Annotated in this window: 26 protein-coding genes and 2 pseudogenes; 6 read left to right on the forward strand and 22 right to left on the reverse strand. The window is 38.2% G+C overall.

What is annotated here, in order from left to right:
• Position 1 precedes the first annotated feature (1 nt).
• Genes M44_RS28255 through M44_RS29480 form a run of 5 tightly spaced genes read left to right on the forward strand, consistent with a single transcriptional unit; the run spans position 2 to position 5,761 of the window.
• On the forward strand, positions 2-841 hold the full coding sequence (locus M44_RS28255; protein ID WP_029326860.1) for a hypothetical protein: 840 nt from the start codon (positions 2-4) through the stop codon (positions 839-841).
• Positions 831-1,052 carry a HEAT repeat domain-containing protein gene (locus M44_RS26275; protein ID WP_029326861.1) on the forward strand — a complete coding sequence of 74 codons (222 nt, stop codon included), beginning with the start codon at positions 831-833 and terminating at the stop codon, positions 1,050-1,052. Before M44_RS28255 ends, M44_RS26275 begins: the two co-directional genes overlap by 11 nt.
• Positions 1,049-2,461, forward strand: a complete 1,413-nt coding sequence (locus M44_RS11500; RefSeq protein ID WP_010173759.1) for a glycosyltransferase family 2 protein — start codon at positions 1,049-1,051, stop codon at positions 2,459-2,461. The genes M44_RS26275 and M44_RS11500 overlap by 4 nt, the downstream gene beginning before the upstream one ends.
• Entirely contained in the window at positions 2,458-4,161 is a 1,704-nt protein-coding gene (locus M44_RS29475; RefSeq protein WP_337444088.1) for a hypothetical protein, read from the forward strand. Before M44_RS11500 ends, M44_RS29475 begins: the two co-directional genes overlap by 4 nt.
• Positions 4,136-5,761, forward strand: coding sequence for a hypothetical protein (locus M44_RS29480; RefSeq protein WP_337444089.1), 1,626 nt, complete (start codon positions 4,136-4,138; stop codon positions 5,759-5,761). Before M44_RS29475 ends, M44_RS29480 begins: the two co-directional genes overlap by 26 nt.
• Before the next feature lie 75 nt (positions 5,762-5,836).
• On the opposite strand, the gene M44_RS11510 is transcribed toward M44_RS29480, so the two are convergent.
• The 17 genes and pseudogenes from M44_RS11510 to M44_RS11585 form a co-directional block, all read right to left on the reverse strand.
• Positions 5,837-6,208 (reverse strand): hypothetical protein, encoded by a 372-nt coding sequence (locus tag M44_RS11510; protein WP_010173761.1) that lies wholly within the window; start codon positions 6,206-6,208, stop codon positions 5,837-5,839.
• A gap of 28 nt (positions 6,209-6,236) precedes the next feature.
• On the reverse strand, positions 6,237-6,488 hold the full coding sequence (locus tag M44_RS11515; RefSeq protein ID WP_010173763.1) for a type B 50S ribosomal protein L31: 252 nt from the start codon (positions 6,486-6,488) through the stop codon (positions 6,237-6,239).
• A gap of 21 nt (positions 6,489-6,509) precedes the next feature.
• A pseudogene (gene rpsN / locus M44_RS22625) lies at positions 6,510-6,773 on the reverse strand (30S ribosomal protein S14); the annotation flags it as partial.
• Between the two features lie 1,318 nt (positions 6,774-8,091).
• A pseudogene (locus M44_RS22630) lies at positions 8,092-8,794 on the reverse strand (class I SAM-dependent methyltransferase).
• 313 nt (positions 8,795-9,107) lie between these two features.
• Entirely contained in the window at positions 9,108-9,626 is a 519-nt protein-coding gene (locus M44_RS11535) for a YfiT family bacillithiol transferase (RefSeq protein WP_010173769.1), read from the reverse strand.
• Positions 9,627-9,654: 28 nt separating this feature from the next.
• Entirely contained in the window at positions 9,655-10,200 is a 546-nt protein-coding gene (locus tag M44_RS22635) for a nuclease-related domain-containing protein (protein ID WP_010173771.1), read from the reverse strand.
• Positions 10,137-10,358, reverse strand: a complete 222-nt coding sequence (locus M44_RS28260) for a nuclease-related domain-containing protein (RefSeq protein ID WP_337444091.1) — start codon at positions 10,356-10,358, stop codon at positions 10,137-10,139. Before M44_RS28260 ends, M44_RS22635 begins: the two co-directional genes overlap by 64 nt.
• 467 nt (positions 10,359-10,825) lie before the next feature.
• Positions 10,826-11,941 carry a glycoside hydrolase family 18 protein gene (locus tag M44_RS22640; protein WP_337444092.1) on the reverse strand — a complete coding sequence of 372 codons (1,116 nt, stop codon included), beginning with the start codon at positions 11,939-11,941 and terminating at the stop codon, positions 10,826-10,828.
• Positions 11,823-12,374: an Ig-like domain-containing protein gene (locus M44_RS27340; RefSeq protein WP_010173775.1), complete on the reverse strand. Its 552-nt coding sequence runs from the start codon at positions 12,372-12,374 to the stop codon at positions 11,823-11,825. The genes M44_RS22640 and M44_RS27340 overlap by 119 nt, the downstream gene beginning before the upstream one ends.
• Before the next feature lie 279 nt (positions 12,375-12,653).
• Positions 12,654-13,553, reverse strand: coding sequence for a glycine betaine ABC transporter substrate-binding protein (locus tag M44_RS11550; RefSeq protein ID WP_010173777.1), 900 nt, complete (start codon positions 13,551-13,553; stop codon positions 12,654-12,656).
• A 12-nt stretch (positions 13,554-13,565) separates the two neighbouring features.
• Complete coding sequence (locus tag M44_RS11555; RefSeq protein WP_010173778.1) at positions 13,566-14,303, reverse strand: ABC transporter permease; 738 nt, start codon at positions 14,301-14,303, stop codon at positions 13,566-13,568.
• A gap of 5 nt (positions 14,304-14,308) precedes the next feature.
• Positions 14,309-15,301 (reverse strand): ABC transporter ATP-binding protein, encoded by a 993-nt coding sequence (locus M44_RS11560; protein WP_010173780.1) that lies wholly within the window; start codon positions 15,299-15,301, stop codon positions 14,309-14,311.
• Positions 15,302-15,315: 14 nt separating this feature from the next.
• Positions 15,316-15,969, reverse strand: coding sequence for an ABC transporter permease (locus M44_RS11565; RefSeq protein ID WP_010173782.1), 654 nt, complete (start codon positions 15,967-15,969; stop codon positions 15,316-15,318).
• Positions 15,970-16,112: 143 nt separating this feature from the next.
• Complete coding sequence (locus tag M44_RS11570; protein ID WP_010173783.1) at positions 16,113-16,727, reverse strand: DUF421 domain-containing protein; 615 nt, start codon at positions 16,725-16,727, stop codon at positions 16,113-16,115.
• Positions 16,728-17,455: 728 nt separating this feature from the next.
• The gene (locus tag M44_RS11575; RefSeq protein WP_010173785.1) at positions 17,456-17,842 is read right to left on the reverse strand and encodes a hypothetical protein; all 387 of its coding nucleotides are present in this window, start codon (positions 17,840-17,842) and stop codon (positions 17,456-17,458) included.
• A 400-nt stretch (positions 17,843-18,242) separates the two neighbouring features.
• The gene (locus tag M44_RS11580; RefSeq protein ID WP_010173787.1) at positions 18,243-19,475 is read right to left on the reverse strand and encodes an IS110 family RNA-guided transposase; all 1,233 of its coding nucleotides are present in this window, start codon (positions 19,473-19,475) and stop codon (positions 18,243-18,245) included.
• Between the two features lie 125 nt (positions 19,476-19,600).
• Positions 19,601-20,383 (reverse strand): recombinase family protein, encoded by a 783-nt coding sequence (locus M44_RS11585; RefSeq protein WP_010173789.1) that lies wholly within the window; start codon positions 20,381-20,383, stop codon positions 19,601-19,603.
• Between the two features lie 165 nt (positions 20,384-20,548).
• Here M44_RS11585 and M44_RS11590 point away from each other — a divergent pair, with 165 nt between their 5' ends.
• Positions 20,549-20,749: a helix-turn-helix domain-containing protein gene (locus M44_RS11590; RefSeq protein WP_010173791.1), complete on the forward strand. Its 201-nt coding sequence runs from the start codon at positions 20,549-20,551 to the stop codon at positions 20,747-20,749.
• 329 nt (positions 20,750-21,078) lie between these two features.
• Here the strand turns inward: M44_RS11590 and M44_RS11600 are convergent, their stop codons facing one another.
• The 5 genes from M44_RS11600 to M44_RS27345 form a co-directional block, all read right to left on the reverse strand.
• The gene (locus M44_RS11600; protein ID WP_010173793.1) at positions 21,079-21,489 is read right to left on the reverse strand and encodes a hypothetical protein; all 411 of its coding nucleotides are present in this window, start codon (positions 21,487-21,489) and stop codon (positions 21,079-21,081) included.
• An 11-nt stretch (positions 21,490-21,500) separates the two neighbouring features.
• Positions 21,501-22,157 (reverse strand): hypothetical protein, encoded by a 657-nt coding sequence (locus M44_RS26280; protein ID WP_155814955.1) that lies wholly within the window; start codon positions 22,155-22,157, stop codon positions 21,501-21,503.
• Positions 22,158-23,038: 881 nt separating this feature from the next.
• A complete protein-coding gene (locus M44_RS11610) occupies positions 23,039-23,503 on the reverse strand; it encodes a hypothetical protein (protein WP_010173797.1) in 465 nt (154 codons plus the stop codon).
• A gap of 18 nt (positions 23,504-23,521) precedes the next feature.
• On the reverse strand, positions 23,522-23,797 hold the full coding sequence (locus tag M44_RS11615; RefSeq protein ID WP_010173798.1) for a hypothetical protein: 276 nt from the start codon (positions 23,795-23,797) through the stop codon (positions 23,522-23,524).
• A 52-nt stretch (positions 23,798-23,849) separates the two neighbouring features.
• Positions 23,850-24,056: hypothetical protein (locus M44_RS27345; RefSeq protein ID WP_010173800.1), on the reverse strand; the 207-nt coding region annotated here is incomplete at its 5' end.

Genomic DNA, 24,056 nt, shown 5'->3' on the forward strand with positions numbered 1-24,056 from the left:
CATGACATTTAATCAAGAAATTTTTTATTTATCTCTTGTACTCTTTTCCTTTTTGTCCATACTCTTTGTTATTTTTGGTTACTTGATATTTACCAAAACAAGAGAAAATAAGAACCTCGCGAAAATAGAACAATATAAAGAGCAGTATCAACTTCCCCTCTTTTATTATTTAAAAGAGGGCAAGCCAATACGAGAAATAGATGAATTAGATTCCCTGCAAAGGGTTGCCTTTATTGAACTTCTAGCTAGTTTTTCAAAAACCTTTGACGGAAAAGAGATTCATCATCAAATTCAACTGTTTGCAAAAGACCATTTCACTTCCTTTTTACGTTCACAATTGTTTCATAGACGATGGAGTTATCGAATGAATGCTCTCTATTGGATGGAAGAGTTTCGTATGAATCACATGCAGTCATCTCTTATTCACTTTTTAACAAACACAAAAAAGCTCTCAAAAGGGGAAGAAATACAGGCATTAAAAACTCTTATCTTATCAGGTAATTCTACTGTCATGAAACGACTATGTTCTAGTCGAAATGAATTATCCGAATTTGAATATAGCATGTTATTTCAATTATTAAATGATAATCAATTCAATGAATTTATCACTGCTTATAAAGATTTACCTGAAGTGATGAAATTCGCCTTAATTGATTCAATTGGTGTAAGAAGAGAAACTAATTTTGTGCATTTTCTTGAAGAACTTACATCTCATGAACAAAAAGGAAATCCGAATACGGTCACTAAAGGCACTGGCTTCTATCGAGCATTATGTAGAAGCGTCGAGACTGATTGCTTTTCTGGAGTCCCCTTTATGGGAAGAACGTTTAATGGCAATTAAAATCAGCGAATATATGAGAAAAGAAGAGTTTATCCCCCCCCTTACTACCTTGATGAAAGATAGCTCTTACTATGTTCGTTCACAAGCAGCTCAAGCATTACTACGCATGAAAAATGGTAGAGAACTATTAAAAAAGATTTGTCTTACATCTGATGATGCCTATGCACGTGACATGGCAGGACTTTGGCTCGAAAGGAGTTCGTTAGCATGACAATCGATACATTCGGAGAGTCACTCTTATGGTTCATTGGGTGGTTCGTATTCATTTATATGATAGGGATAATTTTGTTCTATGGAACTCTTTTGATTATTGCTCTTCTCCAGCTCAGACGAACCTATCAGCTCGATGACTATGAGCCATACGAAGAACTATTAACGTTAGATCAAACAAAACCTGTGTCCATCCTAGTTCCTGCTTATAATGAATCCGTTGGTATCATGGCAACGGTCCGTTCATTATTAAGCATAGAGTATCCCCAATATGAGATTATTGTTATAAATGATGGCTCAAGCGATGATACACTAACTAAGTTGATTCAAACCTTTCAACTTGTAGAATTAAGCTCCGTTTTCCGACAACAGCTTGATACAAAGCCTATAATCGGCGTCTATCGTTCAAAGGTCTATTCTAATCTTCTTGTAGTAGATAAAGAAAATGGTGGAAAAGCTGATGCATTAAATGCAGGAATCAACCTTTCAAGCTACCCTTATTTTTGCTCCATTGATGGCGATTCTGTACTCGAACGAACCGCATTTTTAAAGGTCATGAAGCCAATCATCGAATCAGACGGAGATGTGATTGCTTCTGGAGGAAGTATAAGAATTGCCAATGGATGTGAAATTGACCGTGGTCAGATTATCAAGGTGGGCCTTTCTTCTGTTCCTCTAGTAGTCATGCAGGTAGTGGAATATTTGCGTGCCTTTCTCATGGGTCGAATAGGATTAAGTCGACATAACCTCCTCTTAATTATTTCTGGTGCCTTTGGAGTTTTCTCTAAACGCTGGGTTATTGAAGCAGGTGGATATAAACACACCGTCGGGGAAGACATGGAATTGGTTGTTAGACTACACCGTCTGATTAAAGAGAAGAAAGAAAAGAAGAAAATTGTTTACGTACCTGACCCTGTGAGCTGGACTGAAGCACCGGAATCTTTAAAATATTTACGAAGACAAAGAAAGAGATGGCATCGAGGTTTATTTGAAAGTATCTGGATGCATAAAAAGCTACTTTTTAATCCTAAGTATGGATCGATTGGGATGATTTCTATGCCCTATTATTTATTTATAGAATTTTTAGGACCTGTCGTAGAATTATCTGGCTATATTTATATGATTCTTTCCATATGGTTTGGTGGAATTTATTTAGAGTTTGCCATTATTTTATTTATGCTATCCATTTTGTACGGCTCTATTTTATCCATGGCTGCCGTTCTACTAGAGGAATGGAGTATTCGAAAATTTCCAAAAACAATGGATGTTGTACGATTATTCTTTTTCTCCTTAACTGAGAATCTTTGGTATCGTCCCCTTACTGTTCTATGGCGTGTAGAAGGAATCATAGAAGTCTTCCTACGTAAGAGAGACTGGGGCGAAATGAAACGAAAAGGGGTATCGAATTGAGAAAAGCCAAGACCCTAACATTCTTTCTAGCGATTATAGGTATTGTGCTGGTCATTCTATCACCTTTTATCCTTTGGCAATTGATGCCCTCTAAGCCTTTAAACCTTTTAATAATGGATAAAACCGTTCCTGACCAGACATACAGAGAGCATAAAGGACTGATGTGGGTATTAAATCAACAGAAATACGTTCAACCAGATGGTTCCAATTACGATATGATTCAGGACTATATTGGATTTATTCCAAGTGAAGGCAAGGAGTTTGATGTTCGTAGTCTTCCTCCTCAATTAGATCCTTACGATGCGATCTATCTTGCCGATACGTACGGAGTCTATGAAGAGGAATACCATTCAGAAAAAGAAGATATTATTGGAGAACGCTCATCAAAGATATACGGGGGACTAACAAACGAAGAGATTGATCAATTGCATCAGGTTGCTTTAAAACAAGGAAAAACCATTATTGCTGAATTCAACTCCATGGCACATCCAACTCCACAAGAAACGAGAGAAAAGTTCTACTCTTTATTTAATCTCGAGTGGTCCGGTTGGATTGGTCGTTACTTTCCGATGCTAGAAGATAAGGAAGTGCCTCAATGGGCTAGAACCAATTACGAAAAGCAATACGGGGAACCTTATCATTTTACAGGTCCAGGCTACGTATTAGTAGACCGAAACGATCAGTTAATCGTCTTAGACCAAGAAGATATTGGAGAAGAAGGGACCATTTTCTCTTACAATGAAAAAGGGGAGGATTTCTTCGGTCAACCTTTATCCATCCCTTATTCTTATTGGTTTGATATCGTCGAGCCGTTGAATGAAGATGAAGTGCTCGCAACGTATTCAATGTCTCTTTCAAAAAAGGGAGAAGACCGTTTAAAAGCACTTCAGCTTCCAACCAATTTCCCTGCGGTTATTCATCAGAACAACCAAGTATATGAAACGTTTTACTTTGCTGGTGATTTTGCTGACCAAGCAGATGTACCGAATCTCTATCAAACTGTTGGATTAACCACATGGCGACAATGGACAGAAAAATCTCTTCCCGACAACACTTCTCAGTTTTTCTGGAAGGGATATATTCCTATGATGAGAACCATTTTAAATGATATTAAGAACAATCATTCAGAAAAAAACCTAGCAGCCATTCCACAAGTTGATGGTATTTCTCTTGCCGGTCAAGTAGGAGAAGATTATGTTCAAATCAACCAAGAGGGTAAATGGAAAGATTTCTTTATAAAAGGTGTGAATATGGGCATTGCTAAACCCGGTACGTTCCCAGGTGAAACAGGGATTAGCAAAGAAGAATACCTTCGTTGGTTCAAACAAATTGGGGCAATGWATGCTAATGCACTACGTGTCTATACGATTCATCCCCCTCATTTCTATGAGGCCTTCTATGAATATAATCAAATGGCAGACGAGCCACTGTATATGTTCCACGGGGTATGGGTGGATGAAAATACTATTGAGAAGGCCAATAATGCATTCAATCCTACCAATACGGATGAGTTCAAAGCAGAGATTAAACGTGTGATTGATCTTGTCCACGGCAATGCAAAACTTCCAGTACGTCAAGGACACGCTACTGGGTCTTATACGTATGATATCTCTCCATATGTTTTAGGCTGGATATTTGGTATAGAATGGAACCCACATGTAGTCCTTTCAACCGATGAAAAAAATAAAAGGATTAGCTGACTATGACGGGAACTATATTAAAACAGAGAATGCCACTCCATTTGAAATCTGGTTAGCCACTCGAATGGATGAAGCGATAGAATATGAAACAACACAATACAAGTGGCAACGTCCAGTGAGCTTTACGAACTGGGTAACCACTGATTTACTAGATCATTCAGACTATGAGCCGTTAACAGATGAAGATTTAGTTGGTGTAAATCCAAATGTCATGAAAGCAACAGATGCTTTTCATTCAGGAATATTTGCATCCTATCATATTTATCCATATTATCCAGATGTCTTAAATCATGATCCAGACTATGTAAACTATGTGGATCATAGAGGAGAGAAAAACAACTATGCTGGATATTTAAATGAATTAAAGCGTGCTCACAATATGCCTATCCTTGTTGCTGAGTTTGGTATCCCATCTTCTCGAGGAATGACGCATCGAAATGTCTATGGTTTTAATCAAGGGAATCATGATGAGACAGAGCAAGGGGAAATGATTCGCCATTTATATGAAGATATTGCTGCAGAACAATATGCTGGGGGACTAGTATTTAGCTGGCAGGATGAATGGTTTAAGAGAACGTGGAATACTCAGACTTTGGATAATCCAGATCGACGACCTTATTGGTCGAATGCCCAGACAAATGAGCAGCAATTTGGACTTCTTTCCTTTGATCCAACTTCACATAAAACTTCACAAATACAAGTAGATGGTCGAACTGGTGACTGGGAGTTTAATAATATCTCACCTCTATTATCAAGTGAGACAGAGAGCTTATCAGTAACAAGTGATGAACGCTATTTGTATATACAGTTACAAATGAATGAGATAACAGAAGATACAAGAACAACCATAGTATTTGATACGATTCTTAATCAAGGTCAATCCACTTTGCCTTTCACCGATAAAGTGGATTTAACTAGTGCAAATGTAGATTTCGCTCTCTTTATGAAGGGAAAAGAATCTGCTCGTCTCATGGTGGATAGTTACTATGACCCTTATTACTATCAGTATGGTCACCTATTAAAGCGAATTGGCCAAAACAATTATAGCCATAAAAAAGATAATGGTGTATACCATCCAATTCAATTGATGTTAAGTAATCAATTAATTGTGGCGGGTGAGGTAATTCCACTTGATTCATATGAAACAGGGAAAATGCAATTTGGTACAAGCAGCCCAGAAGATACGGCTTATAATTCTCTCGCCGACATTAATGTCAATTTGAATGAAGACTTGTATGAGATTCGTATTCCTTGGCTGTTATTAAATATGAAGGATCCTAGTTTGAATGAAGCGTTGGGAGATTTTTGGAGAGAAAGAACGATCAAAAACACTGCTTTTCCTTTTGAAAAAGTAACCCAAACAATTGAAGAAATTCACATTGGTGCCTACATGGAATCAGAAGAGTCAGTGAACGCTCTACCAGATCTGAGCGGAGATCAATGGAATACAGAACGCTTTGCTACTTATAAACTTGAAGCATGGGAGTTCCCAAGTTATCATGAACGATTAAAACCTTCTTATTATATTATGAAGGATGCTTTTGAACAGGTGGATGCTTTTGATCTAAGTAAGAATACTAAAACAGATGGAACTGAATAGGATAAATAGAAGACGACCACACATTTGTGGTCGTCTTCTATTTATCGATATAGTTTACGTAAGCTTCATTCATTCTTAACCACTTCTTTGAGACCTTCGTGTGTCCATTGAGAAATAGAATAGTTGTTTGTTATTAGAATCTGCCTTAAGTTTGTCTGTAAGATCTAGCCATTTAACAGTTTGAAGCTGGATCTCAAGTTGCTCGTTTATCTCCTCTTCTATCTCACGCATAAGGGAGACAAATGCTCCAAATGACATTCCAAAGTAACTAGCTGCTTGTTGGTGAGGCTTTCTTTCTTTTAACAATTGCATAAATTGATCACGTGAAGTAGCCTCCTGAGCTAATTCGTCCTCAAGATCCACTACATACTTATACAAATTCTTTTTAAACGGTGGCAGTGACTCTACTACCTGTCTTGCTAATATTTCTGTTAACCTTTCATTCATGCCATCACCTCTATCAAGCAGCTATTGATTAAGTATTTTTTAAATTATATTTTTTCATGAATTTTTCAGCACGTCCATCACGATCGGCAAATTTCTGTCTACCCGTATAAAATGGATGAGTGTCTGAACTTGTTTCCACTTTAAGAAGGGGATATGTGTTACCATCTTCCCATTCAATTGTCTCTGAGGACGTCTTTGTTGAACCTGACATAAATTTAAACCCACTGTTTAAGTCCATAAATACTACTTTATGATACTCTGGGTGAATTGATTCTTTCATTTTTAAAAACCTCCTATATGTTTACCAGCTTGATTTTTTAACACCTGGCACTTGGCCCTTATGAGCAAATTCGCGAAAAGCAATACGTGACATTTTAAATTTACGTAGGTAGCCTCGAGGTCTACCTGTAACCTCACAACGATTCTTTAGACGTGTTGGTGATGAATCTCTCGGCAGCTTACGAAGCGCTTCATAGTCACCTTTTTCTTTCAGTTCTCTTCTAAGCTCAGCATATTGCTGGACCATTTGCTGACGTTTTTGTTCTTTTACTACTTTTGTATTTTTTAGCCAAGGGGAACCTCCTAGTTATGTTTTTTTAATTTAAACCGTAATGATTACGATTATTGGTTTGTATGAGTATTAAACCACATATGATGATTTAACGCAATACAAATGCTTTTTTATTTTTTTAGTAAGTTTTTTGTGTTACTCAAATGATGTGAAGACTATGAAAGTAATGGGGATAACTATTTGTTGGGGATTAGGGCGGACTTATTCTAATTTGTCGTGCTGGCGCTTTGTTCTTGTGCGGGGCGGGCTCTATYTCGGGCGGWTCTCTYCTCTTCTCGTGCGGTTGCCGCCCCATCCTGTGCGGCTTTTCCCCTTTCTCGTGCGCACGCCTAGTTCTTGTGCGGGGCGGGCTCTATCTCGGGCGGTTCTCTCCTCTTCTCGTGCGGTTGCCGCCCCATCCTGTGCGGCTTTTCCCCTTTCTCGTGCGCACGCCTATTCCTTGTGCGGGGCGGGCTCTATCTCGGGCGGTTCTCTCCTCTTCTCGTGCGGATTCCACTCCATCCTGTGCGGCTTTTCCACTTTCTCGTGCGCACGCCTAGTTCTTGTGCGGGGGCGGGCTCTATTTCGGGCGGATCCCCTCTATTCTCGTGCGGTAACCACCCCATCCTGTGCGGCTTTTCCCCTTTCTCGTGCGCATGCCTATTCCTCGTGCGGGGCAGCCTCAATCTCGGGCGGTTCTCTCCTCTTCTCGTGCGGATTCCACTCCAACCTGTGCGGCTTTTCCCCTTTCTCGTGCGCCCGCCTAGTTCCCGTGGCGGGGGCGGGCTCAATCTCGGGSGGATCTCTCCTCTTCTCGTGCGGTTGCCGCTCCATCCTGTGCGGCTTTTCCCCTTTCTCGTGCGCCCCGCCTAGTTCCCGTGCGGGGCAGGCTCTATCTCGGGCGGATCTCTCCTCTTCTCGTGCGGTTGCCGCCCCGTCCTGTGCGGCTTTCCCCCTTTCTCGTGCGCCCGCCTAGTTCCCGTGCGGGGCGGGCTCTATCTCGGGCGGATCTCTTCTCTTCTCGTGCGGTTGCCGCCTCGTCCTGTGCGGCTTTTCCACTTTCTCGTGCGCCAGCCTATTCCTCGTGCGGGGCGGGCTTTATCTTGGGCGGATCTCTTCTCTTCTCGTGCGGTTGCCGCCCCGTCCTGTGCGGCTTTTCCACTTTCTCGTGCGCCAGCCTAGTTCTCATGTGACCATCACTTCAACCTGAAAAGCTTATAATCAGAAGTTCACCTTAATTGGTCTAAAGATCCCCCCTAAATAAAAAACCCCTATAAACATAGGGATTTCAAAAAAGGTACTTGTATACTATTAATTTAAAAACTCTCTCACGTTACCATTTTCTAAACACGGCAGTTAATAGACCCCTGACTCCAAATGCACCTGACTCTTTACATTCGTTCATTTCACGAATTTCCACTTCATGGAAGGGATGAAACAGCGTTCGAAGCTTATCCTCTGTATAACCAAGTCCACCTTTTAAGCTTCCCTGTCTATATACGTCCCAATCGGTCAAAGTCGCTCCACCTAACTCTCCACCCTCCTTAAAACAAGTTAGGGCAAAATAACCGCCGGGCTTTAATGCTTTCTCCACCAAATGGATATATCTGTTACGTCGGTGGGGAGCTATATGATGAAAGCACCCAGAATCATACACTATATCATATGTACCTTCTTCTATTGATAAATGAAAGATATTTTGTTTTATAAAATGAATGTCAGCCCCAGCTTCGTGTGCTCGCTCATTTGCCCACTCCAAAGACTCCTCTGACAAATCAACTGCATCTACTTGACACCCTTGATGACTAAAATACAGCGCGTTTCGACCAGGGCCACAGCCCAGCTCTAGTACCTTTCCTTTTGCAAACAACCCGTTATCAAAATAACCCACGAGATTTTCATCAGGTTCATTCACAAAGAAAGGAATCTTCTTTTCTCGATCTTTATAGAATCTATCCCAAAACGGTGCAGGCTCTACTAAAAAAAGAATCTAACATTTCTAAAACATCTTCATAATCTTTAATCCATTCATTCATCCTATCCCCTACTTTTCAAATAATATTACACTCTTTTATTGTATTAAACTTCCTAGCTCTGCAGGTTTTAAGGATGTTAAAAGATGAAGACATATATAGATTGATGAGGCTACAAGGGACTATTAATTCTGCATTTAACAGGGTCATAAAGTATGAGGACTTGTAGTTAAACCGAAGGGAAATAGTATAGTACTCTTGTATCAATAAGTCGTATATAGGCTCATACCTACCTATTTAAATGGGTCTACTATATAACTCAGGGTAATTTTTATTACAAATATGACAATAAGATTACATCTGTCTAGAAGGGAAATTACCACTTCATCCTCTTTCGGAGTGAAAGTATATGCTCTAAATGATGTCGACCATGCCAAGCATACATCCCAATGTTTTTAGCAATTGTCCCTTCTCCAGAATCTGGATGAATAAATGTCCGTTTCAACTCATTCTCAGATAGATTCTGCAAAAGTAACGCCCAATGACCATGGACCCCCTCAAGAACCTTGAATGACAAGTGCACTGGTAAGGTGTAATCCACTAATTCCGCCCACTTCACTTCATCATAAGGTTTAATAATTGGATTGTCCTCCGTAAGCGCAAGCTTTACTCGAAGATATGCATTCATATGGCTATCCGCCAGGTGATGCACAACCTGACGAACTGTCCATCCACCTTCACGGTAAGGCGTATCGAGCTGGTCATCAGTTAAAATTGCCACTGCAAGATGTAGCTCGCTTGGTAAGCCTTCTATTTGATGAATCCATCTTTTGATATCATCTTTTGTAATAATTTCTTTTACTTCATACTGTCCGATTGGATAACGCTGGTTCATGGTTGGTGCCTCCTTTTAAAAAAGATGATCACTTTTTGTTTAACTTTTGATGATCAAAGCAATAGACCTGACCGTTGTATCTGTTATGGGATAAGCAATACTCTTTTACCTTCTCAGACACTTTAGTTCCACAATGGGAGCACACAGCCGGGATACTATCATGGCTTTTTATTTTTTCCACGTGCTCCTTTCTAGTAGCCGTATCATCGATGTTCACTTCGACTATTCGTTTATAATAGCCATCTATCTCTTCGTTAGTTAATTTCTTAGTTTCATTCAATAGCTTGATCACTTGAATTTTTCTGTTAATAAATTCTGTTAACTCCGTATCATACACACAAAGATCATCTGATTGGATTTTCCTTAGCTCTGGATCAATACTGAATACCGCTCGTTTAGTAAAAGTAATAATAGAAATGAAATGTAGATCATGATTTCCTAACACACTTTTAAGAGCTTGCACATGTCCATAATTTTGATTAAATGGGTTCATCATTTTAAAACGTTTATTCACAATCCATTGTTTATCTTGCCTTCCCCCTCGAATTTCCCCAGAATAGTTTTTGGTCTCCATAACAAAAAATAACCAAATGGTGTGATTAATAGATGATCAATTTGAGAATACCCTGATTTTGCTTTACTATTTGGAAGCATGATATCGGAAAGATACCGATAGTTGTTAGGAAATTGGCTAAGCTGAATATCAATCTTATATTCTCCCAGCTGACCTATACGCTCTGAAGTAGCCTTAGTTTTAGCCTTACTAGGTTGATTTGCTCGATTGTTTGAACTGCTATTTTTTGGTTAGTTCCTTATTACTCTTAAATAATCTTTTTATAAAGTTCAATGCAGTACTCCTATCAATATATATTACATTCTTTGTATATTATCGGTATAATTAAGAAAAACTTACAGTTTTCAAACAAAAGGAGGTACGTACCATATTCTCAACTATTGTAAGCCACATCGCACTTGCCATTCTGACCATTTTCGCTCTCAGCTTACTGCAAAATCAATCAGCCTTTGGATTATTACTTCTCATATGCCTTTCGATTGTCTATGATTACATCTCACGTTTAGAAAAGAAGACAGATTTGAATAAACATAGTAAGAGAATTGGCTTAGCTTGTTATTTTGTAACGGGAATCATTGGCTTATTTTTGCTCTATTTATAATACAAAACCAACTAATTCCAAGAATTAGTTGGTTTTATCTTTTTTCTTTAATCGTTCATCTACCTTTGAAAGTAACACAGATTTAGGATCATGTCGAAGCTCCCACATCATGGCACCACCGAGTCCGTTCTCTCTAATATAAGAAGTCTTATACCCTATAGACTCAGGGTCGTCATAACTAATGAACTCAATCCCATTGAATAACCACGGCACCTTAGAGTCTTCTTCAAAGTACCGCACATATTCTTCGCTATCTAAATAAACCTCTTCAATCTCTCCATACGATAGAGCTGTCCCTTCCCCGTAATAATCTTGGTACATTCCATTTCTATTATTCTCCACATCTGAATACGTCCGGCCGTAAAACGGTAACCCGAGGAGAATTTTATTTGCTGGTACCCCTTCAGACAAGTACATCACCACTCCATCATGAATCGACCATTCGAAGTAATCCTTTGATGATGCATTTTGGAACAATGGTGCATTCAAGCCAGTAAATGAATCCCACTCCCCGTGAAAATCGTACGCCATGATCTCAATATAATCTACATAGTCTTGAATTAAGCCAAGCTCTGTATTGTTCGCAAAGCTCTTCGTTACACCACCAGCCATGGAAATCACATACTCGTTCCCATCCTTCTCACCTTGTCCGTCCAAGACTTCTCGTAATTTTTGAAATAAGAGGGTGTAATTCTGCTTATCTTCTGGTCGATGAATATTATCCTCTTCTCCACCTGCAACTGGATACTCCCAGTCAATATTCACTCCGTCAAACCCGTACGTTAGTATAAAATCTCTCACACTCTCAGCAAACTTAGCACGAGACTGCTCAGTTAACGCAACATCTGAAAACCGCTCAGACCATCTCCCCCCGCCAACCGATATGACCGTTTGGATATGTGGATACAGCTCCTTCAGTTTAGTCAATTGATAGAAGTTCCCGTAATACGGTAAGCCATCTGGATCTCCATCAAGGCGACTCTGGATATCTACCTCGGGGTCACCTAACTCTATTCTTCCATCAGGCGAAATCTTGGCAAACGCATAAWTAATATTGARKGAGTTTTTTTTGCGKCAATCTTGCCATACATGATAACCAAGAGWAAGCAGACCAGCTCGTATAGTATCCCACTTTCTTATATTCTCCTGAAATTTCTTTTCTGTTATCTATTACAACGGTTTTAGACAATTCCGTTACCTCATTCAAATCATCATACACCTTAACCAACAAAGTCTGCTCTCCTTCTGGAACCCAAGGATCAGTCTCCCAGTTCACAGCAAACGGTGCAGCGGATACGCTTTTAATTAAATAGTCACCTTGTTCACTGTAAAACTCGACCTTGCTCACTCGAATTGAACGTTCAAAATCAATGGAAAGTTGAACCGTCCCACTCGTTGTCTTACCATCATTTTCAAGAGGAGACACTTGTAGAGCCACGTCACCGTCTTGTACATTCCCATTCCAATTCTCAACTCTCTCGCCAAATACCGACCACATTATAAATATGATGACACATACAAGTACCAGTAAACCCACTGTTTTTTTCATTATATTAGCTGAGATTTGTTTCAAAAGTATCCATGCCTCTTCTCTTTATGTTGTTATGTTTAGTGTAATATAGGTCGTTCTGTTTCGTATAATTTTTGATTTCTGCAAAATGACTTTTACTTCTGAGGGGCGCAGGAGTCTTCGCCATTTTAAGAGTTATATTAAATCCTATCTTGTTTCATAATAATTTGTATTCTATTAGTAGTTGAGAGGGAGCTATTAAACTAAAACATTAGCAAAACTTGGGAGGACGTAAATAAAAGTACAGCACCTAGGATTTAATTTTCTAGATGCTGTACTTTCTTAATCTTCTACTAACCCGTTTTCAACTAACCAATCATATGCCACAATGGAGACAGGATTCCCCTCAATATCTACTCTATAATTAAGTTCTCTCATAATATCACTGTTCAATTTTTCTCCAATTTTAGCCGTTATTTCTTTTAGTTCAGGATATTGCTCATAAGTCTTCTCATTGATCGCAACTGCGGCACGATAAGGAGGGAAAAACTGCTGATCGTCCTTTAAAACAACCAAGTCATATGCTTTGATTGTCGCATCCGTTTCATATGCTACGGATACGTCTACCTGTCCATCTTCTAGCGCCCGTTGAGTTAGACCGATATCCATTAGCTTAACTTGATTTATTCCGAATTCAAAGCCGTATGTATCCTCTACACCAGGAAGTCCATCCGGGCGATTAGCGAATTCTGCGTCTGATGCGATAGTTAAATCTCCAGGGTGTTCACGTACATAGTCCGCGAGATCTGAGATAGATATAATACTTAGCTCTTCCGCATCTTCTCTATTCATAGCTAGTGCATACGTATTGTTTACATCTGACTGGTTCATCCAAATGATTCCGTTTTTTCCATCTACCTCTTTTACTCTATCGAAAGCCTTATTTGGATCTTTAATTGGCTCTTCACCTAAATACGTAATAAGGGCTGTTCCAGTGTATTCCCACATAAGATCCACTTGTTGATTTTCAAGGGCTGTGCGGACAACCGTACTACCTAAGTTATTCATTTGTTTTACGTTATAGCCTTCCTCTTTTAATAAGAAGGCCGTCATTTCAGACAACAAATATTGTTCTGTAAAGTTTTTTCCCCCAATGGAAATTTGTTTACCTGTCACACCACAAGAGCTTAAGAGCAAGCAAATCAGTCCACCCACTATGATATTCCTTACTTTGGTACTCATTTCAACACCCCCTTATATTTCAGCTGTTGGTTTAGATCCTTTTGAGACAACCATAGCTTCGATTAGTCGTAATAGCAGATCTATACCTATTGCAAACAGAATGACAGGGATTGCTCCGGATATTAGGTATCCGTTATCAAATAATTGAATACCTGTAAAAATCCAGACTCCTAACCCCCCACCTCCTACTACATAGGCAAGGGCAGCTGTACCTATATTTAATACAACAGCCGTACGAATTCCTGCTAATATGCTATATGCGGCATTCGGAAGCTCAATGCGAAATAAAATTTGAGCAGGCGTCATCCCCATCCCCCTTGCCGCATCAATTAAATCTTCATCAAGAGAGTCAATTCCTGCTACTGTATTTCTGTATATCGGTAGCAGGGAGTAAATAAACAATGCAAAAATGGCTGTCTTAAAACCTATGCCTAATATTGATATCATAAGGGCGAGTACCGCAAGGCTTGGTATAGTCTGTCCAAAATTCACGGCGTTAGATACTAACCATTCTGCTTTTCTAATCCCTTTACGAGTGATGAGTATACCTGCCGGCACTGCAATAATAATTGCAAGGATGGAAGAAACAAGTACTAATTCAGCATGCTGCCTCATAAGGAGTAAAAAAGTTGAAGTTTCACTAAAGATATAATTAAAATATCCATTTCCAATAGACCAAATAAAAAAATATATAACAAATCCATACACTACTATTTTCACAATCGTACTGGCTAGTTTCTTCTTATTCACCTGCTTCAACCTCCTTGTCCTACCGCCGTTTTCCCTTTAATTTCATAGTGTAAATATTTCTGAACGATATCAATTGTGATTGCCCCAAGTCGATCTCCTAAATCGTCCATAACAATTACTTGATCTGCCTCTTGATTTAGTAACATAGAAAGCGTATTGCGAAGGTCTTGATTTACGTTTAGTGTTTTGGTGTCTGGAATGTTGTCGTCAATTTGTTCTAATCCTATTATCTCGTTAAGCTCTCGGATGGTATGAAGAGAGAGACTTTTTAACGCTCGATCTTTTCCAAAGAATTCAACTACAAAATCATTTTTTGGTCGTACTAGCATTTCAGAAGGAGAATCATATTGCATAACTTGTCCGCCTTTTAGAAGCACAATTTTATCCGCCATTTTAATCGCTTCATCAATATCATGACTAACAAACAAAATCGTTTTTTTTACTTCTCTTTGAATCTGTAAGAATTCATCTTGAATCTTCTCACGGATGATAGGGTCTAAAGCTCCAAAAGGCTCATCCATCAACATAACAGGTGGATCTGCTGCTAACGCGCGAATCACACCAATACGTTGTTGTTGTCCCCCTGAAAGTTCATACGGATATCGTTTTCGATATTTATCAGCACTAAGACCGATCATATCCATTAATCGCTCAAAACGTTTTCGCTTTTTATCCTTATCCCAACCAAGCATATCAGGTACAATCATGACATTTTCTTCTATGGTCATATTAGGAAAAAGACCATTACTCTGAATAACGTAGCCAATTTTCCGCCTTAATTCAATTTCATTCAATTCCATTGAATCTTGTCCATCTATCACGATTCTTCCCTTTGTGATGGACTCAAGGCGATTTACCATTCGTAACAAGGTGGTCTTCCCGCACCCCGAGGGTCCAAGCAGAACCACGATGTGCCCTTTTTCCACTTTAAAATCAACCCCGTCTACTGCTGTTACTCCACCTTCATAAATTTTTGTCGTTTGATCAAATGTAATCATTCCTTCACCCATCCTTAATTCGTTATGCTTTTTGGAGTAAATCTTTTTTGTATGAAAAGTAGGATTCCATCAGCAATCATGGCTAATATCGCGACTGCAACAGAACCAGTGATAATTAAATAATTATCACCTCTAGTTATTCCTTGTGTGATTAAAACTCCTAAACCACCAGCTCCAATATAGGCTGCAATTACGCCAATACCGATATTTAACACAACAGCTGTTCTGATTCCTGCCATAATAATAGGAAAAGCATTTGGGATTTCAACTCTCCATAATCGTTGAAATGTCTTCATTCCAACACCTTTGGCTGCATCTCTCATTTCTGGTGAAACATTTTTGATTGCTGTATATGTATTACGTATGATAGGAAGCTGAGAGTACAAAACTAATGCAACAAACGCAGGTACAAAGCCTATTCCTTGATTGATTTGTGAAAAGATTGGAATCATGATTCCAAATAACGCAATACTTGGAATAGTTAGCATAACAGAAGCAATTTGTAACACAGTTTCAGCTAAATCATCATTGGTTGTTAAATATATTCCCAGTGGAACCGCTATGAGTAAAGCCACTATAATGGCTAACCCTACTAAAACCGTATGTTGAATGGTTAAATCAACAATTCGCGGAAAATTGACCTCAAGGAACTTCATCCATTTTTCCACCCTATTATCCTCCTTTAACGATTTTAAATTGAAATCTTATCATACTCATCAACATTGACCTATTCTCTCCCTTTACAAACTAATTATGTTCTACCCTAAAGAAAAAAAGTAGAAACGATAAGATAGGTTTGTATACATGTAGCTCACTTTAAATAAGTTGGAGGCTCTTTACCGTGACCCTCATATAATATTTCTTCAAAAATGTCACCATGATTGATTGATACATTTTGTGCCATGGCCATCACATTCAAGGAAGTTTTCAAATGCTGGACTTCGCTCATAAGATCTTGAATGTCTTTCTTCGTTGCCGGTTTTGCATCGTTTTGCAGTTCAACCCCTACTTGTCCATTAGGCTCGAGTGTGGCATACTTCACATCTTCCATTCTGCTAATGGTCTGTTGCCTTAATTTCATTTCTAGTTGATCGACCGTCATACGTAATTTCTTTAATGAATCTTCTTGAATAACTCCATTATCAATAATCATCTTGGACTTACCTGTAATGAATGTTTCAAACCAGTCAAATTTTACTTGTAGATATTCTGTGACAACGAGGGTCAAGACCAGCATCATTCCTACCCCAAACGTGACCCAAATATTTTTCCCAGCCAAGGGTTGAATAAGAAGGGACCCAATTCCAATCATGATCACGGTCTGTGCTAAAGTCATTTGAGAAATTGATTTACGCCCCGCAATGCGGAGGAGAATAGTTCCGACAAACACAATGAGTACAGCCTTCCAGATCCACTGAAATTCCATCTCCCTACCACTCCCATTCCATTTTTAGATTAGGAGTAGTTTGTGGAAAAAGGTAGGGAATCATTCGAATATATATGGGAGTAACACAGTATACTTTGATTTTATCCTCTGGTTAATTCGAACAATATCCAAACATTCAACTTTTCACCCTCCCGATACGGAAATTAGGATTTTATGTAACGCTTTTTAGCGAATAGCGAGTACTATACGACCATATCAGGAAAAATGCAACCAATTTTTGTCTGCCCTATTGCTAACTAGTAACCTTCTTATGTAGCCTACCTTTTATCCCCACGAGCTTTGTCATTCTCGTTAGTTTGTTAGCTATACCATCTCAAAAACTACCCTTCCCATAAAAATGTCATCTCACCTATTTATCGTACTTGTCACCTTATCCTGCTTTTAAAACCAAACTCCTTGATGGTTTTACCTTCATGAGCTCTGAATTTCATTTAAGCATTGTTTATGTTGCTCACACATCTTTCCTGTTTGTTACTAGCTTTATGTGTTTGTATGTTGCCACCATTAGCATTACTTGCTTTGTTATTCTAGTGTGCACATATAAATCGAGTAGTAAGTGTGGTTATATTATTTAAATGTCACTACAACCAATCTAGTAAGTTTGCTAACGATCATGAGTATTTGATTCAAAAGTCATATTGCTGTTTACCATAAATATCTTAAAGTAAAAAACCTTGAAAGGCATTTAGCCAGTCAAGGTTAAATCATTACAAGTTTATATCATACAAAACGAGATTCTGAGAATTTATCTCAACAAATGTTCCTTTCGGATAAGGTTCTCCCTCGATATCAAGAGTTACTATACTTGAACCTATTCTAAAATCACAACACCCATACTCTATTAAAGTTTCAACTTCACAAACTATAATTGTGGAGTTTCCATCACTTTTAATACAGTATTGCTCTGTGATCGACATAGTAACATCTTTTCTCCACTCTACTGTATCTGGTATTTCTAGCTCGACAAAATATTCTCGACCTTCTATTGGATTTTCTCCATTCCACCTAGCTTTTCCACCACCAAACTTAGAAGTAAAGCTTACTACATTCTGGTCATTATATTTCCCTTCATCTTTTATTATTTTGACTTTCATGAACATCACCTCTGAAAAGGAACTCTTATAATAGTGTTACTGTAAATCATAGTATCTTCGATTGGGTCATAGTCCTATATTTCTTAATGATAATAATGTTTTGTTGGTTTGCTCCCCATTTCATGATTTCCATATCTAATGCTACGTTTTCCATCTGCAGAAAATATTCTATTAGGGTCCGACGTTCCTTTTATAGGATGTGTATTACTATACTCTCCTTCCCCTAAAAACTCCTCCCACTTTTTTGTAGCATCCTGAGGTTTTACTGGCCGTAAGGCTGCCTTTTCATGTAATTCTATTACCTTAGTGTTCGAAGATGGTATTTTACCCGTACCCTTAGGAATATCTAAAATTGTACTTTATGTAAGGGTGGCAGTTAATGAACCACCACCCATATTAGTTAACTAGCTATTGTTTCAGGTTGATCTGGCATGATATATGCTATCTTATTTTTCATCATACCATAGATAATTCTGACTAACCTTCTCATAATACTGAGCAGGGCTTGTGACTTGGATTTCCCTTCACTTAGCTTACGGTTATAGTAATCGTAAAAGACAGGATTACGAGGTGTTTTACTCCCTTTGCATACCTGTACTTGTTGAACAGCTAAGTTGTAAAAGATGTCATATAACCTTCGATTACCTTGCTTTGTTTTCTTCATCGTTTCCTTACCACCTGAACCCATTCTGATAGGGGCTATTCCTGCATATCTTGCAAGTTTATCAGAGTTTGCGAACCGATGAATGTCACCAATCTCTGCAATTAAAGCGGATGAAGTAACCACATCTATTCCAGGCATAGTTTCAAGCTGCATACCTAGTGTTTGAATAGTTACTTTTAATTCTCTATCCACCTTCTTAATTTCCTGCTTTTTAAAGCGAATATCTCTTACTATACTTTGAATCATGAAGTCTCTTGAGGTTTGGTATTCACGCTTTATCTCTCCATCAGCTTGAACGAAGGATAATATTTGTTCTGCTTTTCTAGTCGAACAAGCATTGTTACTAGCTTCTAATAGGAATGTTCGTAAGCCCTTAATTGTTTCCCCCTCCAAATGGGATGGTGAAGGATAGCTTTCCCAAAATGCTAAAGCTGTTTTCCCATCCACCTCTGAAAAGAACTCCTTATAGCTTGGATAATGATAGTTTAATTGCATATGAAGTTGGTTTTTCAAGGCTGTTTGGGCTTTTACTATCGCACTTCTTCTACCCACGAGTTGTGCAATTATCCAATGAATATCGGATGGTGTAGCTTCAGGTAAATACGGTAGGTCACGTATTAAAACCCTTGCCACACATTGAGCGTCCCAACTATCATTCTTTTGTATCATCGCATGGCTGTTCCGTTCTGCATTAGATAAAGAGGAATTGACAAATTTCACGATATAGCCTTGCTCTAGCAAGTATAAAGCTAAATCTCGTCCGTAACCGCCCACATCTTCTAATCCAAATATAGGGGTCAAACCTTCTGTTAGATATCTGTTCACATACTCTAGTAAACTTTGGAAAATGGATGGTTTATTTTGAAAAGTCATTTCCCCTAGCTTTTCATTCCAACAGTCCAATATCACCGCTGTATGCTGAAACTTGTGTAAATCAAGTCCTATATAAATATACTCATCTCTTCTCATCAGAAAACCTCACCCCTATTTTAGATTGAACGGTAAAAGCAAGACAGAGAATGTCGGCAACCTTAGGTCGAGCGTTAGTCTCAAGAGACTCGCAAGGGTACGAAAGCCTATCCATTCTCTATCTGTTAACCGTTATAAATGGCTTGATGTTTGCCATTTGCCGTTATTTCTCCATAGTGGTATAACCCACTATAAAACGCTTTTCTATCTAAAATCCGTTTGATCTGGACTTTCGTAAACAGCTTTCCTTGTTTCGTTCTGTGTCCTTCTGCATTCAGTTGTTCTGCTATCTTGGTTAATGACCATGAAGGATACTCCTCTTTCAATTCAAACACTCTATGAACGGTCTGTGCTTGTCTGTCATCTATGACAAGCCTTTTCTGTCCTTTCTCCAATTTGTAGCCTAATGCGATATTTCCTCCAGCATAGCCGCCCTGTTGGGCTTTCTTGTTTCGCCCTCTCCCTAGCTTTAAAGAGATTTCTAATCGTTGACATTGGTCTAATAACTCCATTAAGCCATTGATTAAAAAGTCGCTAGGGTCTTTCTTGTGAATACTATACTGCGGTTGTTCTATACTCCGAATGTCCACTCCATACTTTTTCATTTCTGGATGAACTAGCACTTTCACAATGTCCGACCGCCATAAACGGCTTGTATTCAGCGTGACAACATAATCCACCTTATGGTGGGAGAGATACTCCAATATCTCCTGAAACCCTATTCTGTCTACTTCTAACGCTTCTTCATCGACTTTAGCCCCACTGATACCCTCGTCCTTAAACAAGCGTAAAAGCGTGTATCCTTGAGCCTGACAGTATGCTTTGATTTCATCTTCTTGGTAAGCAAGGCTATATCCATCCCTTGCTTGTCTTTGTGTAGATACTCGAATATATCCGATAACTTTCATGATATTTTCCCCCTCCGTTACACTAATCTCAATTAACGTAACGCTTAGCCGCTATATTTAATATAAATTCATTGTATGCGGCTTTAGCGATACAATCAACCCCTTTACCGATACAAATTTATTGTGTATCGTAAAAGTAACATGACAAAGAGGAAGGGAAATATCATGCCAATATCAATCAAACTGAAGGAAATCCTTAAAGAACGTGACCTTTCACAACGTGAATTGGCACGAATGACAGGGCTTCGCCCAAATACTATTAGTCATCTTTGTTCAGACAACGTGGACAGGATTTATTTATCGACATTAGAAACGGTATGCAAGGTGTTAGACATTGACATTCAGGAGTTAATCGAGGTGGAGTAGYCCTCTTSCCATAGTAATCGTTCTATGTACGTAAAAGKTGCGAAAAAATTTAAAARSCAGGGAGAAAGCGAAGGTAAGGATATACTAAATGAAAAAGGTGGGWAACCTGATAATTTTCAGGTTAATTATTTGTAAATAAATTGAATAAATAGGGTATACGTTTTAAAGGTGTKGTACGTACTAAAAAAATTAGTTAAAACATCATATAGGGCTTACAAGGTTTAAGTATATTGTCTGAATAAAGATTGTTTTATTCGGCACTAGGTAGCCCCTTACAAACAAAAAAGAAACCTTGAAAGGCATTTAGCCAATCAAGGTTAAAAAGAATGTTACTCTATACCTGAATATGGGTTATCAATGTTTCCATCTAATTCATTTATTGTTTCCTCTATCAATTTTCTAACATCGACACCTAGATTTGTTTTATCTATTTCCTTCAATGCTTGAAAACTTTCTGTGAGTCCTAAATATGCAATTATTGATGTTACATTATCCATTAATTCATAAGAAATTGGGTCTAGAATTTCTTTAATTATTAAGTCTACCTTTTGTTTTATTAACACATCTAAAGGTTTATAAGTATGCCACTGTCTTTCTGACAATTGATATATACCCTCAGAAAAATCGATTTTATTTACACTTTCTGTACTTTCGTAATATTCAATAACCTGATTGAAATACATTTTCAATGTTTCTTCTGACAAATAATCAGGTAACTCATCAAGTATAGAAAAATCCATTTCTCACTCTCCTACTGTATTGGAATATGTGTTAAATTATTAGGTTTTTTATAAAGATTACCATCTTGTCCTAGAAGTTTTTTACCTATTTTCACTTGAGCAGTCCACATATTCCCTGAATTACTATTTGGATACAGTTGTTTTGCATTTAAGTCTGGTGAATGCCATTTTACTTCTACTTTTTGACCATTTACTTCAAATTTGTATTTATATCCTTCTTTTATAGTTTCACTTGGTCTAAAAGTATTTGGTGTATTCTTCGGTATCATAGATTTTAAATCATCAACTGAAATTTTTCCATTTCTTATCAGATTACTAGTGGCAAATTTAACATCATATTTTGCAAGAGCATTACTATTACCCTTAGCAACACTCCCCAACGCTCCTCCTGCTTTAATTCCACTCTTAACCGCACTACCTCCAGGTAAGACGGCCATACCACTTAATGCTGCGTTTTTATAATCACCATCAGCTAAGTAGATTAGAGCATTCACTCCATCAGCTACTGCTCCTAACGGACCAGGAATGTACCCTCCATAATCTAATCCTGTCTGAATTAGTTTTTTGACCGAACCCCCAGAAGTTTTCTTAGTAGATGGTTTACTCTTACTAACACCACTTGGAGTACCATAATTTGATGGACCTGGTTGACTTGGATTCTTTATCACTTGACCAGACCCTAACACCTTATTCCCATCCGGATCCACATGATAGTGACCTGTTGGATCTACAAAGTTGACTGGATTGTTTGTCGTATACGTATAAAGATGCTGCGTCCATGGGTCAAATGCGTTACCTGAGTACGTGTCTTGGGAAATAAAGAGTGTTCGTTCAGTTTGGCATCGCTTATTCCTTTATCTCTAAAAATATGTATCCATTTCAAGCTGTAAATATCTTTTGCCCTTGAGTCGATACTCGTATATACCCGACAACGGTCAACTTTTTACCCTCCCGTTACATAAATTTTAATATTCGTAACGCTTTTTAAACGAATAGCGAGTATTATACGACCGTCTCCAGGAAAAACACAACCCAAAATTTATACGCCAAAACATTATAGGAAACACTCTTTTACGTTACCCATTGTTCTCGTGACGAGCTTTGTCACTCTCGTTAGTTTGTTAGCTATGCCAGGTCATACCCTTACCATGTAAAATGTCATCTCGCCTAATTATCGTACGGGTCTCCCTATCTAAGTATTAAAACCAAACTCCATGATGGTACTACCTTCATGAGCTCTGAATTTCATGAAGGCATTGTTCATTTTGCTCACACATCTTTTCTTTTTGTTACTAGCTTTATGTGTTTGTATGTTACCACATTAGCATTAAGAGCTTTGTCATTCTCGTGTGCAAATGTAAAACGAGTAGTAAGAGTGTTGCCGTTTTATTCAAATGTCACTGCAACCAATCTCGTAAGTTTGCTAACTATCATGAGTTTTCGATTTAAATGGCTCGTTGTTTTTAACCATAGAATTTTTAACAATAAAGTTCTTAAACATAAACAACCTTGAAAGGCATATAGCCAATCAAGGTTGATAAAAATACGTTTATTTAGAATCAAACTCGGAAAAATCAAATTCAATACTGTCATCTTCATATTCATACTCACTATTTCCAATTACCTTACTTGAAATTTCTTCCTGAATAGATCTTATAATCTCTTCACTTATGCCATAGTTTCTAAATAACAATACCAAGGCATCAAAGTAAAACTGTAGATAGAGAACTACTTGATTAGCTGAGTTCACGATTTCTTTATATGGCAACCAAATTCCCCAGTTAATTATCTTTTCCTTACGATTAAAATCCGGTCCTTTCACTTCCACTTCGTGGGTACTACTACTTGTTGATACCATCAGATTAATGAACTTAAACCCTTCTTCTCTTGAGGTAATTCTCAATTCTGACTTAATTTTTTCATTAAGAGCTTTTCTGATTTCCAAGTCAATTTTATGGCTAATCGAAAAGTTACAGTTTACTTCAGAAAACAAGCTACTTGTTAATATTTCCATTAAAGATCTAACCTCCTACTAATTCACACCTGGATGATTTTGATTACCAGGTGGATATTGTTTGTACTTGTCATAATAACCTTGAATAGCTTTTGTTTCTACCTTTTTAATGTTTGCTGTACTTATATTTTGGTTTTCATATATCACTCTTCCGCTAACTTGTGAATTGGGGTTTTGCCTTTGCAACTTATTTATTTGAGTTTGAAGTCTCTTAGGGTTGCCTGTACTTGAAATTTGTGTCATATCTGCTTTTCCATATTTATGAAGATTCCCATCAATCTTTATCTCATACACGCCTTGGTGACCTACATAGTCATTCGAGTTTTTATGAATTTTTACCTTACCCTTAGCAACACTCCCCTAACGCTCCTCCTGCTTTAATTCCACTCTTAGCCGCACTACCTCCAGGTAAGACGGCCATACCACTTAATGCTGCGTTTTTATAATCACCATCAGCTAAGTAGATTAGTGCATTCACTCCATCAGCTACTGCTCCTAACGGGCCAGGAATGTACCCTCCATAATCTAATCCTGTCTGAACTAGTTTTTTGAC

This window comes from Bacillus coahuilensis m4-4 (genome assembly GCF_000171615.1).
GTDB lineage: Bacteria > Bacillota > Bacilli > Bacillales > Bacillaceae_K > Bacillus_T > Bacillus_T coahuilensis.

Bases quoted from the DNA above. Each gene is read 5' to 3' on its own strand.
- M44_RS28255 (WP_029326860.1), top strand. From the start codon at position 2: ATGACATTTAATCAAGAAATTTTTTATTTATCTCTTGTACTCTTTTCC.
- M44_RS26275 (WP_029326861.1), top strand. From the start codon at position 831: ATGGCAATTAAAATCAGCGAATATATGAGAAAAGAAGAGTTTATCCCC.
- M44_RS11500 (WP_010173759.1), top strand. From the start codon at position 1,049: ATGACAATCGATACATTCGGAGAGTCACTCTTATGGTTCATTGGGTGG.
- M44_RS29480 (WP_337444089.1), top strand. From the start codon at position 4,136: ATGAAAAAAATAAAAGGATTAGCTGACTATGACGGGAACTATATTAAA.
- M44_RS11510 (WP_010173761.1), bottom strand. From the start codon at position 6,208: ATGAATGAAAGGTTAACAGAAATATTAGCAAGACAGGTAGTAGAGTCA.
- M44_RS11515 (WP_010173763.1), bottom strand. From the start codon at position 6,488: ATGAAAGAATCAATTCACCCAGAGTATCATAAAGTAGTATTTATGGAC.
- M44_RS11535 (WP_010173769.1), bottom strand. From the start codon at position 9,626: ATGAACCAGCGTTATCCAATCGGACAGTATGAAGTAAAAGAAATTATT.
- M44_RS22635 (WP_010173771.1), bottom strand. From the start codon at position 10,200: ATGGAGACCAAAAACTATTCTGGGGAAATTCGAGGGGGAAGGCAAGAT.
- M44_RS11550 (WP_010173777.1), bottom strand. From the start codon at position 13,553: ATGAGTACCAAAGTAAGGAATATCATAGTGGGTGGACTGATTTGCTTG.
- M44_RS11560 (WP_010173780.1), bottom strand. From the start codon at position 15,301: ATGATTACATTTGATCAAACGACAAAAATTTATGAAGGTGGAGTAACA.
- M44_RS11570 (WP_010173783.1), bottom strand. From the start codon at position 16,727: ATGGAATTTCAGTGGATCTGGAAGGCTGTACTCATTGTGTTTGTCGGA.
- M44_RS11575 (WP_010173785.1), bottom strand. From the start codon at position 17,842: ATGAAAGTCAAAATAATAAAAGATGAAGGGAAATATAATGACCAGAAT.
- M44_RS11580 (WP_010173787.1), bottom strand. From the start codon at position 19,475: ATGAGAAGAGATGAGTATATTTATATAGGACTTGATTTACACAAGTTT.
- M44_RS11585 (WP_010173789.1), bottom strand. From the start codon at position 20,383: ATGAAAGTTATCGGATATATTCGAGTATCTACACAAAGACAAGCAAGG.
- M44_RS11590 (WP_010173791.1), top strand. From the start codon at position 20,549: ATGCCAATATCAATCAAACTGAAGGAAATCCTTAAAGAACGTGACCTT.
- M44_RS11600 (WP_010173793.1), bottom strand. From the start codon at position 21,489: ATGGATTTTTCTATACTTGATGAGTTACCTGATTATTTGTCAGAAGAA.
- M44_RS11610 (WP_010173797.1), bottom strand. From the start codon at position 23,503: ATGGAAATATTAACAAGTAGCTTGTTTTCTGAAGTAAACTGTAACTTT.